Source organism: Nocardioides sp. GCM10023255 (assembly GCF_042653125.1).
In the GTDB taxonomy this organism is placed as follows: domain Bacteria; phylum Actinomycetota; class Actinomycetes; order Propionibacteriales; family Nocardioidaceae; genus Nocardioides.
Map to the genome: position 1 here is coordinate 77,045 of NZ_JBHSHU010000012.1, position 21,913 is coordinate 98,957.

General features: G+C 73.8%; 19 protein-coding genes. 4 read left to right on the plus strand and 15 right to left on the minus strand.

What is annotated here, in order from left to right:
• The first annotated feature begins 7 nt into the window (after positions 1 to 7).
• On the plus strand, positions 8 to 772 hold the full coding sequence (locus ACFO9I_RS19795) for a YqjF family protein (RefSeq protein ID WP_379184033.1): 765 nt from the start codon (positions 8 to 10) through the stop codon (positions 770 to 772).
• On the opposite strand, the gene ACFO9I_RS19800 is transcribed toward ACFO9I_RS19795, so the two are convergent.
• From ACFO9I_RS19800 to rpsP, 7 genes are all read right to left on the minus strand, one after another.
• A complete protein-coding gene (locus tag ACFO9I_RS19800) occupies positions 689 to 1,450 on the minus strand; it encodes a ribonuclease HII (RefSeq protein WP_379184035.1) in 762 nt (253 codons plus the stop codon). The two genes, ACFO9I_RS19795 and ACFO9I_RS19800, sit on opposite strands and share 84 nt — an antisense overlap.
• A gap of 18 nt (positions 1,451 to 1,468) precedes the next feature.
• Positions 1,469 to 2,257 carry a signal peptidase I gene (lepB, locus tag ACFO9I_RS19805; protein WP_379184037.1) on the minus strand — a complete coding sequence of 263 codons (789 nt, stop codon included), beginning with the start codon at positions 2,255 to 2,257 and terminating at the stop codon, positions 1,469 to 1,471.
• Between the two features lie 35 nt (positions 2,258 to 2,292).
• Positions 2,293 to 2,643: a 50S ribosomal protein L19 gene (gene rplS / locus ACFO9I_RS19810; protein WP_379184039.1), complete on the minus strand. Its 351-nt coding sequence runs from the start codon at positions 2,641 to 2,643 to the stop codon at positions 2,293 to 2,295.
• Between the two features lie 265 nt (positions 2,644 to 2,908).
• Positions 2,909 to 4,066 (minus strand): tRNA (guanosine(37)-N1)-methyltransferase TrmD, encoded by a 1,158-nt coding sequence (trmD, locus tag ACFO9I_RS19815; RefSeq protein ID WP_379184041.1) that lies wholly within the window; start codon positions 4,064 to 4,066, stop codon positions 2,909 to 2,911.
• Positions 4,066 to 4,644: a ribosome maturation factor RimM gene (gene rimM / locus ACFO9I_RS19820; protein WP_379184042.1), complete on the minus strand. Its 579-nt coding sequence runs from the start codon at positions 4,642 to 4,644 to the stop codon at positions 4,066 to 4,068. The genes trmD and rimM overlap by 1 nt, the downstream gene beginning before the upstream one ends.
• A 105-nt stretch (positions 4,645 to 4,749) precedes the next feature.
• On the minus strand, positions 4,750 to 4,992 hold the full coding sequence (locus ACFO9I_RS19825) for an RNA-binding protein (protein WP_379184044.1): 243 nt from the start codon (positions 4,990 to 4,992) through the stop codon (positions 4,750 to 4,752).
• A 5-nt stretch (positions 4,993 to 4,997) separates the two neighbouring features.
• Entirely contained in the window at positions 4,998 to 5,537 is a 540-nt protein-coding gene (rpsP, locus tag ACFO9I_RS19830) for a 30S ribosomal protein S16 (protein ID WP_379184045.1), read from the minus strand.
• 180 nt (positions 5,538 to 5,717) lie between these two features.
• Here rpsP and ACFO9I_RS19835 point away from each other — a divergent pair, with 180 nt between their 5' ends.
• Positions 5,718 to 6,362 (plus strand): hypothetical protein, encoded by a 645-nt coding sequence (locus tag ACFO9I_RS19835; protein ID WP_379184047.1) that lies wholly within the window; start codon positions 5,718 to 5,720, stop codon positions 6,360 to 6,362.
• Between the two features lie 29 nt (positions 6,363 to 6,391).
• On the opposite strand, the gene ACFO9I_RS19840 is transcribed toward ACFO9I_RS19835, so the two are convergent.
• On the minus strand, positions 6,392 to 10,684 hold the full coding sequence (locus ACFO9I_RS19840; protein WP_379184049.1) for a BTAD domain-containing putative transcriptional regulator: 4,293 nt from the start codon (positions 10,682 to 10,684) through the stop codon (positions 6,392 to 6,394).
• Between the two features lie 140 nt (positions 10,685 to 10,824).
• Here ACFO9I_RS19840 and ACFO9I_RS19845 point away from each other — a divergent pair, with 140 nt between their 5' ends.
• The gene (locus ACFO9I_RS19845; RefSeq protein WP_379184051.1) at positions 10,825 to 11,115 is read left to right on the plus strand and encodes a hypothetical protein; all 291 of its coding nucleotides are present in this window, start codon (positions 10,825 to 10,827) and stop codon (positions 11,113 to 11,115) included.
• Positions 11,116 to 11,177: 62 nt separating this feature from the next.
• Here ACFO9I_RS19845 and ACFO9I_RS19850 read toward each other — a convergent pair whose 3' ends face one another.
• On the minus strand, positions 11,178 to 12,263 hold the full coding sequence (locus ACFO9I_RS19850; protein WP_379184053.1) for an amidohydrolase family protein: 1,086 nt from the start codon (positions 12,261 to 12,263) through the stop codon (positions 11,178 to 11,180).
• A gap of 70 nt (positions 12,264 to 12,333) precedes the next feature.
• Positions 12,334 to 14,334, minus strand: coding sequence for a glycoside hydrolase family 3 protein (locus ACFO9I_RS19855; protein WP_379184055.1), 2,001 nt, complete (start codon positions 14,332 to 14,334; stop codon positions 12,334 to 12,336).
• Between the two features lie 168 nt (positions 14,335 to 14,502).
• Between ACFO9I_RS19855 and ACFO9I_RS19860 the strand changes: the two genes are divergently transcribed.
• Positions 14,503 to 15,669: an ROK family transcriptional regulator gene (locus tag ACFO9I_RS19860; RefSeq protein WP_379184057.1), complete on the plus strand. Its 1,167-nt coding sequence runs from the start codon at positions 14,503 to 14,505 to the stop codon at positions 15,667 to 15,669.
• Between the two features lie 35 nt (positions 15,670 to 15,704).
• Here ACFO9I_RS19860 and ACFO9I_RS19865 read toward each other — a convergent pair whose 3' ends face one another.
• The 5 genes from ACFO9I_RS19865 to ACFO9I_RS19885 form a co-directional block, all read right to left on the minus strand.
• Positions 15,705 to 16,076, minus strand: a complete 372-nt coding sequence (locus ACFO9I_RS19865; RefSeq protein ID WP_379184059.1) for an NYN domain-containing protein — start codon at positions 16,074 to 16,076, stop codon at positions 15,705 to 15,707.
• Between the two features lie 73 nt (positions 16,077 to 16,149).
• Complete coding sequence (gene ffh, locus ACFO9I_RS19870) at positions 16,150 to 17,721, minus strand: signal recognition particle protein (protein ID WP_379184061.1); 1,572 nt, start codon at positions 17,719 to 17,721, stop codon at positions 16,150 to 16,152.
• A gap of 54 nt (positions 17,722 to 17,775) precedes the next feature.
• The gene (locus ACFO9I_RS19875) at positions 17,776 to 19,998 is read right to left on the minus strand and encodes a [protein-PII] uridylyltransferase (RefSeq protein ID WP_379184063.1); all 2,223 of its coding nucleotides are present in this window, start codon (positions 19,996 to 19,998) and stop codon (positions 17,776 to 17,778) included.
• Between the two features lie 10 nt (positions 19,999 to 20,008).
• On the minus strand, positions 20,009 to 20,347 hold the full coding sequence (locus ACFO9I_RS19880; protein WP_379184065.1) for a P-II family nitrogen regulator: 339 nt from the start codon (positions 20,345 to 20,347) through the stop codon (positions 20,009 to 20,011).
• The gene (locus ACFO9I_RS19885) at positions 20,344 to 21,750 is read right to left on the minus strand and encodes an ammonium transporter (protein ID WP_379184067.1); all 1,407 of its coding nucleotides are present in this window, start codon (positions 21,748 to 21,750) and stop codon (positions 20,344 to 20,346) included. Before ACFO9I_RS19885 ends, ACFO9I_RS19880 begins: the two co-directional genes overlap by 4 nt.
• Positions 21,751 to 21,913: the final 163 nt, after the last annotated feature.

The following is a 21,913-nucleotide window of genomic DNA, read 5'->3' on the forward strand; positions in this document are numbered from 1 at the left end:
GCGCCCGGTGAACGACGGCGTGCTCGACCCCGAGGGTCCCCCGCTGCCCACCGCGCAGGTGATGGGCCAGTGGTGGTGCGACATCAGCTTCCTGCACTGGCGGGTCGCCCCTGAGGTGGTCGCCCCGCTGCTGCCCCGCGGCGTCCGCCCCGACCTGCACGACGGCAGCGCGTGGGTGGGGCTCATCCCGTTCCGCATGGTCGACGCCGGCCTGGGGCGGGGCCGGCCGGTCCCGTGGCTGGGCACGTTCCTCGAGACCAACGTGCGCCTCTACTCCGTCGACGAGGAGGGCCGACACGGCGTCGTCTTCCGCTCCCTGGACGCCGACCGGCTGCCCGTGGTCGTCGGTGCGAACGTCGTGTTCGGGGTGCCCTACCGCTGGGCGGCCATGGGCGTGTCGCCGCGCACCGCCGGCCCCGACCCCCGCGGATCCAGGCTGTCCTACCGGTCCCGCCGGCGCGGGTCCGGCGCCGGGGGCCGGATCGACGTCGAGGTGGGCGAGCCGATCGGCGACCCGTCCCCGCTCGAGGTCTTCCTCACCGCGCGCTTCGGGCTGCACACGAGCCTGTTCGGCCGGACGCTCTGGGTGCCGAACACCCACCGGGCCTGGCCGCTGCACCGGGCCCGGCTGACCCATCTCGAGGACACGCTCGTGGCCGCGGCGGGGCTGCCCGGCTCCCTGGTGTCGTCACGCCCCGAGTCGGTGCTGTTCTCCCCCGGCGTCCGGACGGTCTTCGGCCTCCCCCAGCTCGTCGGCCACGGGCGGCGCTGAGGTCACCTCGAGCGGCGCGGGGGGCTCGAGACCGGCCGCACGGCGTACGTTGACGAACCGCATCCGGTGCACCGGCGAGGGTCCGTGCTCGGTGAGGGCCGCCGTGTGCACGTCGGTGATGTAGCCCTTGTGGGTCCTGAAGTCGTACGCCGGCCACTCGGCGTCGAGGTCGCGCATGATGCGGTCCCTGGTCACCTTCGCGAGCACCGACGCAGCCGCGATGCAGGCGGCGACCCGGTCGCCCTTCCACACCGCCAGCCCCGGCACGCCCAGCCCGTCGACCGGGAAGCCGTCGGTGAGGACGTAGGCAGGGGGCAGGTCCAGCAGCGCGACGGCGCGGCGCAGCGCCTCCACGTTGGCCACGTGCATGCCCAGCCGGTCGCACTCCTCGGACCCGATGACCACGACCGACCAGGCCAGCGCCCGCTTGACGACCTGGTCGTAGCAGCGCTCGCGCGCCTTCTCGGTGAGCAGCTTGGAGTCGGCGAGGCCCGGGACGATGCCGGACCTCCCGGCGGGCAGGATCGCGGCGCCGGCCACCAGCGGCCCGGCGCACGCTCCGCGACCGGCCTCGTCGACGCCCGCGATCGGCTCGATGCCGTGGCGGCGCAGCGCGCGCTCGTAGCCGTAGAGCCCGGCGTCGCGCCGGACCGTCGAACCTCGGGGAAGCAGACTCATGAAGCACTCACGGCGGGCTCAGGAGGGGTCGGGCACGTCCGCGAAGGTGTCGGGACGGTGCACCCAGGCGAACCGGTCGCTGGGCCAGAGACGGACGAACACCTTGCCGACCACGAGGTCGGTGGCCACGAACTCGTCGCCGGGCACGCAGTCGGTCTCGTCGCTGCGGCACATGTGCGCGCTCGAGTCGGCGGAGTGGCCGCGGTTGTCGCCCATCACGAAGACGTGCCCCTTGGGCACCGGGCCGGCGGTCCAGTCCTTCTCGCAGCGGTAGACCATCGGCCCGTTGCAGTCGAGGCCCTTCTCCTTGACGTAGGAGGCCTCGTCGAGGGGCTGGCCGTTGACCGAGATCCGGCCCTGCTTGTCGCAGCAGGTGATGACGTCGCCCTCGACGCCGATGACCCGCTTCACCAGGTGGCCGCCCGAGGGGTAGAGGCCGACCTTGGCCATCAGCCGTGCCAGGCCGCTCTGGGGACCGGCGGACTCCTCGGGGCTCAGCCAGTCGCCGGGGTCCTTGAACACGACGACGTCGCCGCGCTCGGGGTGGCCGCCGCCCCAGTAGGACACCTTCTGGACCAGGATGCGGTCGTTCTTGACCAGTCCCGGCTCCATGGACTCCGAGGGGATGTAGAACGCCTGGACGAAGAGCGCCTTGATGACGATCGCGAGCACCAGCGCGATGCCGAGCAGGAGGACCGTCTCCTGCCAGACCGGCAGGTGCTTCTTCTTCTTGCGGGAACGCGAAGACCGCGACTCCCCTTCGTCAGGATCGACGACGGACGTGGAGTCGCGGTCTTCGTTGTTCACGCGCAGAGTCTAGGGAGCCGTTGGAAGGAACGGGCTCAGGCCTCGCGGCGCTCCTTGATCTTGGCGGCCTTGCCGCGCAGGTTGCGCAGGTAGTACAGCTTGGCCCGGCGGACGTCACCGCGGGTCACGACCTCGATCTGCTCGAAGATCGGGGAGTTCAGCGGGAAGGTGCGCTCGACACCGACGCCGAAGGAGACCTTGCGGACGGTGAAGGTGCGGCCGACACCGGAGCCGTGGACGCGGATCACGACGCCCTGGAAGACCTGGACGCGGGAGCGGTTGCCCTCGACGACCTTGACGTGGACCTTGACGGTGTCACCGGCGCGGAAGGCCGGGACGTCGTCGCGCTTGAGGGCGTTGCCGAGCTCGGCAATGACGTTGCTCATTGTCTCTCCTCGCGAGTGCCACAGGTCAGCCGCGGTACGGGGAACGGTTCTGTTGTGGGACCGTCGTGCTGGCCGGCGGCGTCACGCTCCCCCTGTGGCAGGAACTGACGCGGATCCCCCGCCCGGAACGAGTCCTCGAGGCGATCCCTGTTTGGCCGACGGGCCGAGGCGCAAGTCTGCCACAGTCGCGACGTACCCCAGAAATCCGGATAGTCCGGCACGTTCTGGGCCACATCGGTCCTCCGGACGTCCGAAACGTGCCGGACTATCCGTCGCGACGGGGCTTGACCAGCCGGACGACCCCGGGCTGGAGCTCGCCGCGGAGGCGGTAGCCGGCCTTCTTGTACATCCGCTGGTTGCGCAGGCTGCCGGCGCCGGTGAAGAGGGCGTACGACGTGGCCTGCGCAGGTGCCGCCGCCTCGATGCGGGACAGCAGGGTGCGACCCAGGCCGCGGCCCTGGAGGTCGGGGGCCACCATGAGGCGGCCGACGTGCCAGGCGTCGTCGTGCAGGCTCGCGCGGACCGCGCCGACCAGCCGCCCCGCCGACCGGGCGACCAGGACGGTGTCGCGGGCGATCCAGGCCCGCAGGTCCTCGAACGTCTCCAGCAGCGCCGGGATCTCGACGCCGGGGTTGTCCTGGGCCTCCTGGACCCAGCAGGCGCGCTGGAGGGTGTAGAGCTCCCCCGCATCGGCGGGCCGGACGAGGCGGACCTCGACGTCGTCGAGGAGCACCGCCGGGTGCGCCAGGTCGGGGCGCCGCTCGGCGGTGCGGCGGACCGCCTGCTCGTGCCGCCAGGTGCGGATCGCGGCGTGGTCGCCGGAGCGCAGCACCGCAGGCACCTCGCGGCCACGCCACTCGGCGGGCTTGGTGTAGACGGGGTACTCCAGCAGCCCGTCCTCGTGCGACTCCTCGGTCAGGGACTCGGGGTTGCCCATGAACCCCGGGATCAGCCGGACCACGGCCTCGGTGATCGCCAGGGCTGCGACCTCTCCCCCGTTGAGCACGTAGTCGCCGATCGAGATCTCCCGCACCTCGGCGCGGGTGCGTGCCTCGTCGAGGACCCGCTGGTCGATGCCCTCGTAGCGACCGCACGCGAAGACCAGGCGGTCCCGGGTCGCCAGCTCGCGGGCCAGCTCCTGGGTGAACGGCTCGCCGGACGGGGTCGTGAACACGACGGTCGCGCCGGACGAGCCAACCGGGACCAGCTCGTCGAGCGCCTCGCCCCACGGCTCGGGCTTCATGACCATGCCGGCGCCGCCGCCGTACGGCGAGTCGTCGACCGTGCGGTGCCGGTCGTGCGTCCAGCCGCGCAGGTCGTGGACCCGCACGTCGAGCAGGCCCTTGTCGCGCGCCTTGCCGGCCAGCGACAGCTCGAGGGGCTCGAGGTAGCCGGGGAAGATCGTGACGACGTCGACCTGCACTAGTCGTCCTCGGGCAGGGGCGTGACCAGACCCGGACGGTCGGCGACGACCACCCGGCCCCCGGCCACGTCGACCTCGGGCACGAGCGCCTGCACGAACGGCACCAGCGTGTCGCGGCCGTCGGGGGTGCGGATGGCGAGCAGGTCCTGGGCCCCGCCGTGCACCACCGCGGTGACCTCGCCGAGCGCGGTCCCCTCGAGGTCGTACGCCGCGAGGCCGATCAGCTGGTGGTCGTAGAACTCGTCGGGGTCCTCGGGGGACGCGTCGGCCGGGATCGAGGCGTGCAGGACGATGCCGCGGGCGGCCTCGGCAGCGGTGCGGTCCGGGATCTCCTCGAAGGTCACCAGCAGGGTGCTCTGGTGCCAGCGGGCGCGGGCCACGGTGACCGTGGTGAGCGGGCTGTGGGACCCGCGGGGCGCCTGCGCGCGCAGCGTCGCGCCGGCCGCGAACCGCCGCTCGGGCTCGTCGGTGCGCACGTCGACGGTGACCTCGCCCCGCACGCCGTGCGGCTTGCCGATCCGGCCGACGACGACCTCGATCGTGGCGTCACCTTCGTTGGTCGGGCTGGTGGGGACCACGGTTGCCTTCCTGCTCTGGGAACCACGAATGGGTGCCGCCCGAGGGCGGCACCCATTCGATCGCGATGCTGGTGGTGGTCACGACGGGCGCGACCACCGGTGGGCTCAGCGGCGCCGGTCGACGTCGACGAAGTCGATGCGAGCCCCACCACGGCCGGCCAGCCCGGAGATCACCGTGCGGAAGGCCGTGGCGGTGCGGCCGCCGCGGCCGATCACCTTGCCGAGGTCGTCGGGGTGCACCCGGACCTCGAGGATCGAGCCGCGGCGCAGCTGCTTGTCCCGGACGACGACGTCGTCCGGGTGCTCGACCACGCCGCGCACCAGGTGCTCGAGGGCCTCGGCGAGCATGGCGCTCAGGACTCGGCCTTGTCGCCGGCCTTCTCGGTGCCCTCGGCGGCCTCGGCCTCGGCGGCCGCACCCTCCGGGGTCTCCGAGGCGGGAACCTCGGCCGGGGTCTCCTCGGCCTTCGGCTCCTCGGCCTTGTCGGCCTTCGCGGCGTCGGACTTCTTGGAGGCGGCCTTCTTGGTCACGGCGTCGCCCCTGGGCTCGCTCGCGGCCTCCTTGAGCGCCTCGTTGAAGATCTCGAGCTTGTCGCGCTTGGGCTCGGCGTGGCGCAGGGTGCCCTCGGCGCCCGGCAGGCCCTTGAACTTCTGCCAGTCACCGGTGACCTTGAGGATGGCCTCGACGGCCTCGGTCGGCTGCGCGCCGACGCCCAGCCAGTACTGCGCCCGGTCGGAGGTGACGTCGATGTACGACGGGTCCTCCTTGGGGTGGTACTTGCCGATCTCCTCGAGGACGCGACCGTCGCGCTTCTTGCGCGAGTCGACGACGACGATGCGGTACTGCGGCACCCGGACCTTGCCGAGGCGCTTCAAACGGATCTTGACCGACACGTTGGTGGTGTCTCCTTGGACGTTTCGTGTGTGGTGAGGGCCGTTCACCTGAGTGGGGACACCGGTCCGGGCTCCTCGTGGGCTCTGCGGCGCCCGGCTGAGAGGGTCCGGGCGCACAGGACTCAGCGGGTGATTCTGCCAGATCGGTTGCATGCTGCCTAAATCGGGCAGGGTACGGCCATGAGCCAGTACCCACCGCCACCGTACGGCGCCGCCCCGCCCCCGCCGTACGGCGCCCCCGTCCCTCCTCCTCCCCCGCGCCGGCCCCGGCCCAGCGGCTGGTGGTTCGTGGTCGGCGGCGGGCTCATCCTGGCCGGCATCGCGATCGGGATCGGCATGTTCGTGTGGACGCTCAAGGGGTTCATGGCGACCGACGCGACGATCCCGGCCGACGGAGCCGCGCACGCCGTGCTGCTCGAGCCCGGTGAGGACAAGATGCTGTGGGTCCACGAGTACGACGCCGCTCGCTGCGCCCTGGTCGACCGCGCCACCGGCGAGGAGGTCACCTACTCGCCGGTCTCCGGCAGCTTCACCCGGTCGTCGGGCGGGAGCGGTGAGTGGGTCGGCGACCGGCGGTTCGACTCGGGGTCGGGGCAGCTCGAGGTGACCTGCGACCGGTCCGGCGGCCCGGCCCAGATCGGACCCGCACCCAGGATCGGCTCGTTCGTCGGCGGCATCCTCGCCACGATCCTCGTCCCGATGTTCCTGGGGGTGCTCGGCCTCATCGTCCTGATCGTGACCGGCGTCCGCTACTCGACCGGTGCCCCGCGCACGCCGCAGGCGGCTCCGTCGTACGGGCCGCCGCCGGGAGGTCCGCCGCGCTGACCGCCACGCCGTCGCACGGGCTGTGCCTGTCAGCCGCCGTCGGGGTACGCGGGGCAGGTCGCCCGGTAGGGCTCGCCGTTCCCGAGGTAGGTCGACCACTCGGTGCGGGTCAGGTTGCGCCCGGCCAGGACGCAGGCCGCCTGGGCCTGCAGCTCGGCGTCGAGGACCCACGCCACGACCCCGGACTGCCCGTTGACCGCGACGGTCGAGCCGTCGGGACGCAGCCAGCCCTCGGTCAGGCCGTCGTGGGCGGCCGACTCGATGGGTTCACCGAGGCGTGAGCGCGAGGCCATGTCGTAGACCTGGACGGTCTGGTCGGCACTCGTCACGACCAGCCTCGTCCCGCGGTCGCCGAACTGCAGCGACGACGTGCTCCCCCGGGCGCCGGGGAGCGTGGCAACGGGGCTGAGGTCCCGGGGGTCGAACTCGGTGATGGCGCCGGCCGAGTCCGCAGCGACCAGCCGACCCGTGGCGCTGATCGCGGTCCGGACCTGGCCGGGCATCCCGGTCGCGAGCCGGCGTCCGCTGGCCACGTCGAAGCGCGCGGTCGCCCAGTCCTCGGCGCCCGCGTACGTCACCAGCACGGACCCACCGTCCGGGGTGACCACCACCGACTGGACCTCGCCGGGCACCGTGAGCACCACCCCGCTCGGTGCCCCGGTCGCGAGGCTGAACCGACGCACGGTGCCCCGGGACCCGTGGGACGCCGTCGCCCAGGCGTCGGTCCCGCCGGGGTCGGGGTGGACCTGCCCGGTCGCGCCGCCCAGCGCCGTCGCGCTCCGGCTCCGGCCGGACTCCACGTCGACCAGACCGCCCTCGCCCCTCCCCCAGTAGGCGAGCGTCCCCGGCCCGGCCCAGGCGAGGTGGTCGGCGCGCGGTGCGTCGGCCACCCAGACGTCGTCGGCGGTCTGGATCACGGCCCCGGCGCCCCGGACTCCTGTCATGTCCCCGTGGGTGCCCACCGGCCCGAACCACCGGTACTGGTGCTGCAGCCGTGGGTCCGGCTCGGTCACCAGGTAGGAGCCGGACGGGTCGTAGCCGAGGACGGCGGCGTACCCGGGGGTGAGCAACCGGGCCATGAGCCCGGACCCGTCCAGCCGCCAGCGGGAGTAGGCCGCCTCGCCCGCCGCGAAGGCGACGAGCTCGCGGCCGTCCCCGCTGACCACGAGGTCCCCCACGCTCCCCAGCTGTGGATCGAGGCGGACACCGGTGCGCTGCCCGGTGGAGAGGCTGCGTTCCTCCAGCTGCCCGAAGTAGTTGCCGCAGTAGGTCCGGTCCACGGCGTCGGCGACCGCGAAGAACGGGCAGGGTTCCGACGACAGCTCGTCGCGCAGGTCCACCGTCCAGCGGCTCGCGCCGGTGCGGAGGTCGATCGCGACCTGGGCCCGGTCGCCGGCGCCGACCAGGACGTCGTCGTCGGTGATGACCAGGTCGTTGTGGGTGGACAGCGGTGGTGCCGGCAGGGTCCGCAGCACCCTGAGCGTGCGGCCGTCGACCTCGCGGACGGGCCCACGCAGCGAGCCGAGGTAGACGTGGTCGCCCAGGTCGATGGTGACGGCTCCCGTGTCACGCCACACGTCGACGCCCCCGGGCCGGGGCAGCCCGGACAGGGTGCCGAGCCGACGGCCGGCGCGCACGTCGTACGTCGCCAGGTCGCCGTCCATCCCTCCCGTCACCGCCACGAGCGTCCCGTCCTGGTTGATCGCGACGTCCCCGCCGCTGAACGGGACCACGAGGGGGCCGAGCAACCGCCGCCCCGTCGCGATGTCGTGCACCACCAGGACCGAGCAGCCGCGCCCGTCGTGGTGGCGCAGCGACCCGAGGCTGCCGCACCGGGACGGGTCGCGGGGCGCGAACGCCAGCTGGGCCACGCGCTGGCCGTCCCTGCTCACCCGGACGACGGAGTAGTCCAGCGCCCGCGGCAGCGGCGGGCCGAAGGGGTGCCGGATGACGCCGGTCGTGATGTCGAGCACCCCGAGGTGGCTGTGCCGACCCGAGACGACGGCACGCTGCGTCTGGGGGATCACCGCTCCGTTGAGGCTGGTGCCGCCGGAGAGGTACTGGTAACCGAGGAAGCCGGGGGACGCGGTGAAGGTACCCAGCAGCGCCGACTGGGCGAGCACGTCCGGCTGGCGCCGGTACGCCTCCACCGCCAGCAGGGCGGCGACGCTGCGGTTGGAGGCGCGCAGGGTGAGGGACCGACCGACCAGCGACTCGCGCTGGGCGGTGAGCTCGGCCGAGCGGGCGGTGTCGCGTTCCTGCCCGGCGGCCCTCCCCCGGTCGACGGCGACGATCCCGGCGACCACGGCCACCACCAGCAGGGCCACCACCCCGCCGAGCAGGGCGCGCAGCCGACGGTTCTGCACCCGCTGGCGGTGCGCCTGCAGCTCGAGCTGGCGCTGCTCGTCCCGCGCCCGCTCCTGCGACGCCGCCAGGAACTCGCTCTCCAGCGGGGTCAGGTCGGACCCGGGCCGTGACTGGAGCTCGAGCGCGGCGGCGAGCCGGGCACCCTGGTAGAGCTCGCTGTCCGGGCGGCCGAGCGAGTCCCACCCCCAGGCCGTGGTGGACAGGTGCCGCGCGATCCGCTGCCCCGCCTTGTCCTCGTCGAGCCAGGCCCGCAGCCGCGGCCAGGCCCGCACCAGCGCCTCGTGCGCGATCTCGCAGGACTCTCCTCCCGAGGTGACCAGGCGGGACCGGACCAGGAGGTCCAGGACCTTGCCTCGCTCCTCGCCGACCGCGGCGTGCGGCAGCGCCGTCCTGACCGGCTCACCGCCGTCGGCCAGGGTCACCATGCGCAGCATGAGCCACCGCAGCTGGGTCCGCTCGGCCGCCGACAGGCCCTCGTAGAGCCGGTCGGCGGACGTCGCCACGGCGCCGCGGATGCCCCCGCAGGCGCGGTACCCCTCCACGGTCAGCAGCGGACCCTCGCGTCGTTGCCAGGTCTCGGTCAGGGCGTGCGAGAGGAGCGGCAGCGCCCCCGGCTGGTGCTCGGCGTCCCGCATCACCAGGTCCACCAGCCCGGGCTCGAACCGCAGCCCGGACTGCCGCGCCGGCTCCTCGATCGCGTCGCGCAGCGCGTCACCGGCCAGGGGCGCGACCAGGTGCATGCCCCGCTCGGCCAGTCGCGAGAAGTCGGCGTCGAGGGTGAGGTGGGCGACGTGGTCGGCCCGCAGCGTGACGACCACCGGCGCCACGTGCTCGGCGTACGACGCCAGCTCGGCGAGCCACGCGGCGGCCTGCTCCTCCGGGCCCAGCGTGAACGCCTCCTCGAACTGGTCGACGAGCAGCACGGGTTCGCCCGGCACCGAGGACCGTGCCAGCGTCATGGCCGCGTGCCCGTCGGACCCCGGGGAGAACGTCGCGACGACGCGCCCCTGCCGACGCAGCGCCGGAGCCAGGCCGGCGTTGAGCAGGGAGGACTTGCCGCTGCCGGACGGCCCGGTGACCACCAGCAGCGGCGCGCCGCGCAGCCGGACGACCAGCTGCTCGATCTCCGCCCGCCTCCCGTGGAAGGTGTCCTCGTCCTCCGCGGTGTAGGAGGCCAGGCCCTTCCACGGGCACCGGGAGGCGGCGACGCGGGACTCGTGGTCGGCCGCCAGCGCCGGGTCCTGGCCCAGGATCGCGCGTTCGAGCATAACGAGGGTCGAGCCGGGGTCGAGCCCCAGCTCCCGACCGAGCACGCGGCGCGCCGCCCGGATGGAGGCGAGGGCGTCGGCCTGCCGCTCGCAGCGGTACTGCGCGAGAGCGAGCAGCGCCCAGCGGCGCTCCCGCAGCGGCTCCTCCCGGACGAGGACGGTGCCCTCCTCGGCGACCTCGCGGTGCTCGCCGGCCTCGAGCCGGGCCTCGAGCAGGTCCTCCTGCGCGGTCAGTCGCAGCTCGACGAGGCGGGATGCCTCGACCCGGCCCGGCATCCACTCCTCGAGCTCGGCGAAGGGGCGACCCCGCCAGAGGGTGAGCGCGTCGGCGAGCAGCCTGGCGGCCCGCTCGGGCGAACCGGTCGCGGAGCTCTCGCGGGCCCGGTCCACGAGGGCCTCGAACTCGTCGCGGTCGAGCTCGACGGCCTGGTCGCGCAGGCGGTACCCCGCCGGGGTGGTCTCGATCGCCGGCGCGCCCAGCACCCGGCGCAGGCGGCTCACGCAGCCCTGGACGACCTTGGTCCAGGAGGCCGGCGGCGACCCGGCCCACAGGGCGTCGGCCAGCTGCTCGGGGCTCACCGACTCGCCGCAGCGCAGGGCGAGGGCCGCCAGGACGACCCGGTCCCGGGGGCCGAGGGCGCCACCGTCCGCTCCGAGCTCCACCGGGCCGAGCAGCCGCACCCTCACCTCTCGAGTGTGGGAGCGGCCGGGACCGCGGTCAACGGCGTTGATACCGGGCTGATACCGCGGCGGCGGGGCGCTGACACCACCGGGGCCGACGTTGGTGGCGGGCCCGATCCCCGGACCCTTCACCGGAAGGAACCATCATGAACGCATCACGCCGGACCGCTCGGCACACCCTGGGTGTCGCTGCGCTCGTCCTCGTCTCGGGTTCCCTGGTCGCGTCAGGAGGCGCGGTCGCCGCTGCCTCCGCTCCGGCCCCGGGGTCCACCCCGTGCGTCATGTCGGCCGACGCCGTCGAGCACTGGACCGAGGCCGGGGCCGTCCTCCCCGCCTGCGTGCGCGAGGCCAACGAGCGCGCCTGGGCGGGCAGCACGCTCGGGCGCTGCACGGTGTCGGCGGAGGCGGCCGAACGCAGCAGCGCCGCCCGCCCCTGACCGTAGGACGTCATCCGCCCTGGTCGTCCGGGCGACCGGCACGGATGAGGTTCCCGACGGGGTCAGGCGACCACGCGACCCCGCAGCACCACCCGGGCCGGGGTCCGCAGCACGCCGAGGTCCTCGAGCGGGTCGCGGTCCAGGACGACGAAGTCCGCGGGGGCGCCCTCGTCGAGGGTGGCGTTCCAGCCGAGCCACTCCCGGGCCCGCCACGAGGCGGCGCCGAGGGCGTCCTCGGCGCTGAAGCCGTACGCCGCCAGCTCGAGGACCTCTCCCGCGATGCCGCCGTGCGGGAGGACCCCTCCGGCGTCGGTGCCGGCGTAGATCGGCACGCCCGCCTCGTAGGCGGACATGATCGTCTCCCGCCGGTGGGCGTGGAGGTCGCGCATGGTGGCGGCGTACGCCGGGAACCTGGCCTCGCCGGCGTCGGCGTACCCCGGGAAGTTGTTCAGCTGCATCACCGTGGGCACCAGGGCGGTGCCGCGCTCGACCATCGTGTCGATCAGGTCGGTGGTGAGCCCGGTGCCGTGCTCGATGCAGTCGATGCCGGCCTCGATCAGCGCCGGCAGCACGGTGGTCCCGAAGCAGTGGGCGGTGACCCGGGCGCCGTGCTCGTGGGCGGCCGCGATCGCCTCGGCGAACGCCTCCGGCGGGAACGACGGCGCGAGGTCACCCTCCTCGCGGGAGATCCAGTCCCCCACCAGCTTCACCCAGCCGTCGCCGCGCTGCGCCTCGCGGGCGACGTAGGACGCCAGCTCGACCGGCTCGACCTCATGGGCGTAGTTGCGGATGTAGCGCTTGGTCCGGGCGATGTGCCGGCCGGCCCGGATCAGCCGCGGCAGGTCCTCGCGGTCGTGCACCCACGCGGTGTCGGCCGCGGAGCCGCAGTCGCGCAGCAGCAGCGCCCCGGCGTCGCGGTCGGTGATCGCCTGCTGCTCGGTCGTGGCCTCGTCGACCGCGCCGTGGTTGTCGAGACCGACGTGGCAGTGCGCGTCGACCAGGCCCGGCACGATCCAGCCGCTCCCGGCGTCCTCGGCGCCGGCGACCCGTTCGTAGGTCACCCGGCCGTCGACGACGTACAGGTCCCGGGCCTCGCCCTCGGGAAGGACCGGACCGCTGAACTTCAGAGCAGGCTGGGAAGCAGTCATGCCCCGGACGCTACCGGCCGCGAGGGGCCGGGCGCCCGGGGCACGACGAGGGTGCCGGGTCAGGGGCTGGTCAGTGCCGCGACCCGTGCGTGCGCAGTCCCCAGCCGTAGGGGTAGAGCGGGTCGTAGTCCGCGTCCCCCACGTTGATCGGCTCCTGGTCCACGCTGCGCGGCCAGCTCACCGACAGCTTGCCGGTGAAGGGACGTCGACCGAAGAGCACGTCCGCGACGCCGGCACCATCGCTTCCCGGGAGCCAGGACGCGACCACCGCGTCGGCCTCGTCGAGCAGCGACGGCGGCAGGATCATCGGCCGGCCCGACACGACGAGCACGGTGCAGCTCGCCGCCTGCGAGCAGACCTCGTCGACCGCCTGCTGGTCGGCCTCGGAGAGCTGCATGGTCTTCGCGGGACGCTGCACGCCGTTGTCGCCCGGGTCGTAGCCCCAGCGCGGGCCGCCCACGTCGCCGAACCCCTCGGCGTACGGCGTCTCGCCGACCACCACGATGCCGGCGGCCCTGGCCGGGACCGGCTTGGAGGCCGTCTCGCTGAACGTGACGTTCTTGGTCGCCGCGTCGCGGATGCCGTCGAGGATCGTCTGACCGGGGATCACGTTGGTCGATCCGCCCTGCCAGGTCAGCGTCCAGCCGCCGGCCTGGTTGCCGATGTTGTCGGCGTTGCTGCCGGCGACGTAGACCGGCTGGCGGCCGCGGTCGAGCGGCAGCGCCCGGCCCCGGTTCTGCAGCAGGACCTGCGACTCGGCGACCGCCCGGCGGGCCACCTTGCGGTGGCCGGTGCTGCCGATGTCCTTGATGTGGGTGCGGTCGGTCATCGGGTGCTCGAAGAGGCCGAGCTCGAACTTGGCGGTGAGGATGCGCGAGACGGCGTCGTCGATGCGGTCCTGGGAGACCTTGCCGTCCTGCACCAGCTGGGTGAGCGTGGTGACGAAGTCCTGCCAGTCGGTCTCGTCGCCCGAGCCCGGCTCCATGAACATGTCGACGCCGGCGTCGACCGAGGTCTCGACCTGGGTGGCGTAGTCGCCGGGGATCTGGTGGATGGCCCGCCAGTCGGAGATGACGAAGCCGTCGAAGCCCATCTCGCCCTTGAGCTCGTCGGTGAGGAGCTCCTTGTTCGCGTGCATCTTGATCGGGTTGCCCAGGCCGTCCTCGGTCCAGTCGACGCTGGAGAACGACGGCATCACCGAGCCGACGTGGTGCTCCTGCACCGCCGGGAGGTACGGCGCCAGCGCCAGCCGGTCGAACTCCTCGCGCGAGACCCGGTCGATGCCCTGGTCGACCGTGTAGTCGCCCTCGCCGGTGTCCCAGGAGGTGAGCCCGTCACCCGCGAAGTGCTTCGCGCTCGCGAGCACCCGGTCGGGGTGGTCGAGCTGGCCGGGCTTGCCCTGCAAGCCGTCGATCGCGGTCTCCATCGAGATGACCAGCCCCGGCTTCTCGCCGAAGCTCTCGTAGGTGCGGCCCCAGCGGTCGTCGCGGGCGACGCACACGCAGGGGGCGAAGGCCCACTGCGGCCCCGAGGCCCGGGTCTCCATCGCGGTGATGTGGCCGATCCGCTTCACGAGCGCGGGGTCGCGGGTGGCCCCGAGGCCGATGTTGTGCGGGAAGACCGTGGCACCGAGCAGGTTGCCGTGCCCGTGCACGGAGTCCACGCCGTACAGCAGCGGGATCCCCAGGCGCGTGTCGAGGGCTGCCTGCTGGAAGGTGTCCACGGTGTCGGCCCAGGCCTCCGCGGTGTTCGGGTCGGGCACCGACCCGCCGCCGGACAGCACGCTGCCCAGGCCGTACGTCGTGACCAGCGACGGGTCGGCGACGACGTCGAGCCGCTCGGCCTGCGTCATCTGGCCGACCTTCTCGGCCAGTGTCATCCGGCCCAGCAGGTCCTCGACCCGCTGCTGCGTGGGGAGCGACGGGTCCTGGTACGGCAGCGTCCCGTCGGCGGACGAGGCGCCGGAGGTGGCCTCCGACGCCTGGAACGGCAGCAGCGCCGCGACCAGGACGCCGGCCACGGCACTGCCGAGGACGACGCCGCGGCGTCGTCGTGGGGGGTGGTTCGACATGGGTTCGTTCTCCTTGCCCGAGCAAGTGGGTCCGGCCGTCGTCGGCCGGGTCGCGCGGTGCGCGTGCGGCTCAACCTAGGAATGACGAAACCGCAGCGTCAATGAGAAAAGATCGCCCTGAACGGTCTTTTTAGTGCGGGGTCCGCACAAACCACCTAGTCTGCCGCCATGGGCACTTCCGGCTCGCTGGAGCGACTGCGCGCGACCAACCGGCGCGCGGTCACCGGCCTGCTCGCGACCGAGGGACCGATGAGCCGGGCCGACCTGGCCCGGGGCACCGGGCTGTCGCGCACCACCGTCTCGAGCCTGGTCGCGGAGCTCATCGACAGCGGACAGGTCAGCGAGACCTCCGACCGGGGCCGTCCCCACAAGGGCGGCAGCGGCCGGCCGCCGCTGCTGGTGACGCTCAGCGCGACCAGCGGCGGGGTCGGCGGCGTCGACATCGGGCACCGGCACGTCCGCGCGGCCGTGGCCGACCGCACCGGACGCGTGCTGGCCGAGGAGGTCCACCCCGTGGACGTCGACGCCGACGGGGCGACGACCCTCGACCGCGCCGCCGCGATGCTGCGCTCCGCGCTGCGTGCGGCCGGGCTCGAGCGCGGCGACCTCCAGGGGGTCGGCATGTGCGTGCCGGCGCCCCTCAACCGCCGCTCGGCCAGGGTCAGCGCCGGGCTCCTGCCCGGCTGGCGGGGTCTGCAGCCCGGCGAGGAGCTCGGTCGCCGCCTCGACGTCCCCGTCTTCCCCGACAACGACGCCAACCTCGGTGCGCTGGCCGAGCTGAGCCAGGGCGCCGCCCGCGGGCTCTCCGACGTGGTGTACGTGAAGGCGGCCAGCGGCCTGGGCGCCGGCATCGTGCTCGGCGGGCGCCTGCACCGCGGCGCCACCGGCACCGCCGGCGAGCTCGGCCACGTGCAGGTCGGCGAGGACGGCCAGGTCTGCCGCTGCGGCAACCGGGGCTGCCTCGAGACGCTGGTGGCCGCCCCGCGGCTGCTCGGCCTGCTGCAGCCGGCGTACGACGAGCCGTTGTCGGTCGAGCGGATCCTCGAGCTCGACGGGCTCGGTGACGCCGGGGTGCGCCGGGTGCTGAGCGACGCCGGCCGCACGATCGGACGGGCGCTGGGCGACCTCTGCAACAGCCTCAACCCCGAGGCGGTCGTCCTGGGCGGGTCGCTGGGCGCCTCCCCGTCGCTGGCCGAGGGCATCCGGCTCTCGATCGACCGCTACGCCCAGCCGGACACGGCGGCGGCGGTGCGGGTGGTGCCGGGCGAGCTCGGGGACCGGGCCGAGGTGGTGGGTGCCATCTCGCTCGCCGTCTCGCGGGTCGCGGTCGCCTGAGCCCGGGGTCGGTCACGGGCACCGGGCGGGCTCGCTCAGGGCAGCTGGTCCAGCAGCCACGAGGGGCTGAGGGACATCGCGCCCACCGCCTGCACGCGGGCCTGCAGCATCCGGTCGGCGGTGACCACGGTGACCCGGCTGCCGCGCTCGGCGGCGGCCCGGGCCTCCGCGACGATCGTGTCGTCCCCGCTGCGGGGCGCGTGCACGGTGCGCAGGTGGGCGTCGCGCCCCGGCCGGACCCCGCCCTTGGCCGCACCCTCGAGGACCAGCACGACCTCGTCGTACGCCGTGTCGGCGACCGCGAGCCCCTCGTGCAGGCGCCGTGCGGCACCGGCGCGGTCCTTCCACCACCCGTCGGGGCGGCTGCCGACGACGTTGGCGCCGTCGACGACGAGGACCGTGCTCATGCCGCCCCTCGGGGCGTCATGCGTTCGGTGGCCTTGGGGCCACGATTCGCATGACGTCCGCTCGGCTCGGGCCTCACTTCAGGAACTTGGAGAAGTCCTTGGGCAGGTCGAGCGCGGCGGCGGCCTTCTCGTAGTCGATCTCCTCGCCGGCCGGCGCACCGAAGGGGTTGCCGCCGGAGGCAGCCTTCTCCTTCTGGGCCGCGGCCTGCTGGGCCGCCTTCGCGGGGTTGCCGGAGACGCGCTTGCCCTTGCCCTTCTTGGGCTGCTGCTTGGCCTTGCCGCGCTTGCCGCCACCCATGCCGGGCATCCCCGGCATCCCGGGCATGCCCGGGATCCCGCCGCCACGCGCCATCGACTGCATCATCTTGCGCGCCTCGAAGAAGCGGTCCACGAGGCTGTTGACGTCGGACACCTGGCGACCCGAGCCCCTGGCGATGCGGGCGCGGCGCGAGCCGTCGATCATCTTGGGGTTGGCGCGCTCGGCCGGCGTCATCGACTGGATGATCGCCTGGATGCGGTCGATCTCGCGCTCGTCGAAGTTCTCGAGCTGCTCGCGGAACTGCCCCATCCCGGGCAGCATCCCCATGATCTTCGACATCGAGCCGAGCTTGCGGACCTGCTGCATCTGCTCGAGGAAGTCGTCGAGGGTGAACTCGCCGCCCTGGCCGGTCAGCTTGGCGGCCGCCTTGGCGGCCTGCTCCTGGTCGAAGGCCTTCTCGGCCTGCTCGATCAGGGTCATCATGTCGCCCATGTCCAGGATGCGCGACGCCATCCGGTCCGGGTGGAAGAGGTCGAAGTCGGTCATCTTCTCGCCCGCGGAGGCGAACATGACCGGCTTGCCGGTGATCGACGCGATGGACAGCGCAGCACCACCGCGGGCGTCGCCGTCGAGCTTGGTGAGGACCACGCCGTCGTAGCCGACGCCCTCGAGGAACGCCTGGGCCGTGGTGACCGCGTCCTGGCCGATCATCGCGTCGACCACGAAGAGGACCTCGTCGGGGTCGACGGCGTCGCGGATGTCGGCGGCCTGGCGCATCATCTCGGCGTCGATGCCGAGGCGGCCGGCGGTGTCGACGATGACGACGTCGTGGAGCTTGCGCTTGGCCTCCTCGATCGAGGCCCGGGCCACGCTCACGGGGTCACCGACGCCGTTGCCCGGCTCGGGGGCGAAGACCGGCACCCCCACGCGCTCGCCGTTGACCTCGAGCTGCTTGACCGCGTTGGGACGCTGCAGGTCACAGGCGACCAGCATCGGGGTCTTGCCCTGCTCCTTGAGCCACAGCGCGAGCTTGGCGGCCAGCGTCGTCTTGCCGGCACCCTGGAGGCCGGCCAGCATGATGACGGTCGGCCCGGTCTTGGCGTAGCGCAGCCGGCGGGTCTCGCCGCCGAGGATCGTGACGAGCTCCTCGTTGACGATCTTGACGATCTGCTGGGCCGGGTTGAGGGCCTGGCTGACCTCCTCGCCGCGGGCCCGCTCCTTGACCGCGCCCACGAACTCCTTGACCACGGGCAGGGCGACGTCGGCCTCGAGCAGCGCGATCCGGATCTCCCGGGCGGTCGCGTCGATGTCGGCCTCGGACAGCCGGCCCTTGCCGCGGAGGTTCTTGAAGGTGTCGGCGAGCCGGTCGGAGAGTGTGGCGAACAAGTCGGTCCTCGTCAGTCGTACGTCGGCCGGGTGACGGCCAGTCGAGGGTCAAGCCTAACGGGGGTCACCCGAGAGCGCCGCCCTGACGGCGTGAGCAGCCTCCGCGGCCCGCCCGTCACCGAGCGCGGCGGCCGAGTCCTCCTGCAGGTAGAACACGTCCACGGCCTGCGGCCCGAGCGTGTCCACGTGCGCGGATCGGACCGCGATGCCCAGCCGGGCGAGGGCCGCACAGGTCAGGTAGACCACCCCGGGGCGGTCGGCCGCGCGGACCTCCAGGACGGTGGCCTGCCGCGACGCCTCGGGACGTACGGCGACCGCCGGCGCGAGCACCTGCGCGTCGGCCGGGCGGAGCCGGCCGGCCGGGTCGACCCTGCCGTCGACGACCGCGTCGTACCGCTGCCGGAGCACCGCCTCGTCGAGGTGCTGCTCGGCGACCTCCCACACCGAGACGGCGTACTGGTCCTGCTGCCAGGCACGGGCCGCGCGCACCGGCACCCGTTGCAGGGCCAGCACGGCGGCCGCGTCGGCGAGCAGGCCGACCCGGTCGGGGGCGACGACCGTGACCCGCGAGCCGTCGTCGGTCGCCTCGACGCGGACCGCGGCCCCGCCGGCGCGGACCTCGGGCGGGATCGGCACGTCGTCGGCCACCACGGGCGGCGGGGTCGCGCCCGCGTCGAGCGACGCGGCGGCGCGGCGCGCCAGGTCGCGCACCAGGCCGGCCCGCCAGCTCGACCAGGCCTTGGGGGCGGTGGCGCGGGCGTCGGCCTCGGTCAGCGCGAGGAGCAGCGAGAGCGCCTCGGCGCTGCCGACGCCCCCCGTGACCAGGTCCACGGTGGCGGGGTCGTCGGGGTCGCGGGTGGTGGCGGTCTCGGCGAGCAGCAGGTGGCGGCGTACGAGCCGGGCCACCAGCTCGACTCCCTCGGGGTCGAAACCCATCCGGGTCGCGATGTCGCGGGCGACGGGCTCCCCCGCGACGCTGTGCTCGGTCAGGCCGCCCTTGCCGATGTCGTGCAGCAGCGCGGCCACCATCAAGACGTCGGGGCGCCGGACGTCGCGGATGAGCGACGAGGCCTCGATGCAGGTCTCGACCACGTGCCGGTCCACGGTGAACCGGTGGATCGGCGAGGCGTGCGGCAGCAACCGGACCCGGTCCCACTCGGGGAGGATCCCGGCCAGTGCGCCGGTCTCCTCCAGCGTCTCCCACACCGGCAGCAGGCCGCGCCCGGACGCGAGCAGCCGCACCAGCAGCTGGCGGGCCTCCGCGGGCCAGGGATCGGGCAGCGGCGGGCACTCGCGGACCAGCCGGGCGGCGGTGGGCGGCGCCAGCACGGCGTCGTGCTCGGCGGCGGCGGCGCAGGCGCGCAGCAGCAGCAGCGGGTCCTCGGCCGGCCGGGCCCTCCCGTCCAGCACGACCTCCCCCGAGGACAGCGCGACACCGGGAGCGAGCGGGGTCAGCGAGGGCTTGCGGGCGCCGCGCACGGTGGCGGGCCGCGTGAGGACGCCGTCGACCCGCCGCCAGGTGAGCCGCGAGAGGTGGGTGATGCGCCGGCCGAGCTCGCGGACGTGCACCTGTGCGGTCCCGGCGTCCGGCAGGTGCAGGCGCTCGGCCAGCCCGTCCCACGCCTCGGGGGCGATCCGGTCGGTGGCGCGGCCGGCCAGGCCCTGGACCACGTCCCGCACGTCGAGCAGCGCGAGCCGGGTGCGCTCGAGGTCGGCGTGCGGCACGTCCACCAGCCAGGTGGCCACCAGCGCCTTGAGCACGGTCGCGTCGCGCAGGCCGCCCTCCGCCTCCTTGAGGTCCGGGACGGAGAGGTGGGCCAGCTCCCCCACCAGCTCGTGGCGCGAGCGCACCAGGTCGCGCAGCGCGGGCAGCTGGGCGCGGGCCTGGCGCCGCCAGTGCGCGAGCATCGTCGTGCGCAGCCGGAGCGTCAGGTTGGGGTCGCCCACGAGGTGGCGCAGGTCCAGGAGCCCGAGCGCCACCCGCAGGTCTCCCCCGGCCGCGGCGACCATCTCCGGCAGCGTGCGCACCGAGTGGTCGAGCTTGGAGCCGGAGTCCCACAGCGGGTACCACACCTGCGCGGCCAGCTCCCCCAGCTCGACTCCCTCGTCGGCGACCAGCACCACGTCGAGGTCGGAGTGCGGCGCCAGCTCCGAGCGCCCGTAGCCCCCGACCGCCACCAGCGCCACGCCCACCTGGGGGCCGCCGCAGCCGTCGTACGCCGCGGCGCACAGCGCGTCCGCCGCGGCGGCACGCTCTGCGCGTTCGGGAGCCGTCATCGCCTGCCGGTCAGATCGCGGCGTCGTCGCGGTCGCCGGTGCGGACCCGCACCACCGACTCGATCGGGGCGACCCAGACCTTGCCGTCGCCGATCCGGCCGGTGGCCGCGCTGGTCAGGATCGCGTCCACCACGGCGTCGGCGTCCTCGTCGCCGACGACGATCTCGACCCGGATCTTGGGAACCAGCGCGATGTCGTACTCCGCACCCCGGTAGACCTCCGTGTGCCCCTTCTGCCGGCCGTAGCCGCTGACCTCGCTCACCGTCATGCCGGTGACGCCGACGGTCTCGAGGGCGGCGCGGGTGTCCTCCCACTTGTGCGGCTTGATGACCGCGGTGACCAGCTTCATGGACGTGGTTCCTCTCGCTGCTGGGTGCTGCGCTGACTTCTGGGCTGGCTGCCGGGCCGGCTGCCGGGCTGGGTGATGGCGCCCAGGATCCCGTGTCCCGACGACCGGGCGCCGGCGGTGGCGTGCAGGTCGTACGCCGTCTCGGCGTGCACGACGAGGTCGATCCCGCTGACCTCGTGCTCCTCGTCGATCCGGAAGCCCATCAGCCGGTCGATGACGAGGCCGATGATGCCCGACACGACGAACGCGTAGACGAGCACGACGCCGCCGCCGAGGAGCTGGCGCCCGAGCTGGTCGACCCCGCCGCCGTGGAGCAGTCCGTCGACACCGGTGGGCGCGGCCGACGTGGCGAGCAGCCCGATGCCGAAGGTGCCGACCAGTCCCCCGACCAGGTGCACGCCGACGACGTCGAGCGAGTCGTCGTACCCGAAGCGGTACTTCAGCCCGACCGCCCAGGCGCAGACGACGCCGGCGACGGCGCCCATCACGATCGCGCCCATCGGGGACAGCGAGCCGCAGGAGGGAGTGATCGCGACCAGGCCGGCCACCATCCCGGACGCCGCGCCCAGTGACGTGGCGTGGCCGTCGCGGAGCCGCTCGAGGGCGAGCCAGCCGAGGGCCCCGGCTGCGCCGGCCACCAGCGTGGTGGTGAAGACGACGGCCGCGGCCTGGTCGGCGCCCAGGGCGGATCCGGCGTTGAAGCCGAACCAGCCGAACCACAGCAGGCCCGCGCCGAGCATCACGAGGGTGAGGTTGTGCGGACGCATCGGGTCCTTGCCGAAGCCGACCCGGTGGCCGAGGACCAGCGCGAGGGCGAGCCCCGAGGCTCCCGAGCAGATCTCGACGGCCGTGCCACCCGCGAAGTCGACGAGGCCGACCCGGTTGGCCAGCCAGCCGCCGACGTGGTCTCCGCCGGAGAAGTCGAAGACCCAGTGCGCGACGGGTGCGTAGACCAGCAGCGTCCAGACCGAGACGAAGACGATCCAGGCGCCGAAGCGGGCCCGGTCCGCGATCGCGCCGGACACCAGTGCGCCGGTGATGACGCAGAAGAGCCCCTGGAAGACCGCGAACAGGATCAGCGGGACCGTCGAGCCGCGGTTGCTGTCGGGCGACATCAACCGGCCGAGGCCGGCGTACTGCGTCGGGTCGCCGAGCAGGCCGGCGCCGAGGTCGTCGCCGAAGGCCAGCGAGTAGCCGACCAGCACCCACAGCACCGTGATCACCGCGAGCGACCCGAACGTCATCATCATCATGTTCAGCACGCTCTTGGAGCGGACCATGCCGCCGTAGAAGAGCGCGAGGCCCGGGGCCATCAGCAGCACCAGCGCGGAGGCCGCCAGCAACCAGGCGGTGTCACCGGTGTCGAGGGCTGCGGTGGCGGCGAGGGCGAGCGGGGCGGTCATGGGCCCCCACCCTCGCCAGCGCCTGTTACGCGCGCCCGCCGGTTGTGTTTCAGGCGCGTAAACGAGCGCTCGACGACCCATGTAACGCGGTGTCCACGGCTCTGGTGCGGCGCCGCAGCACCAGAGCCGTGGACACCGCGTTACATGCGAGAAGAGCGATGCC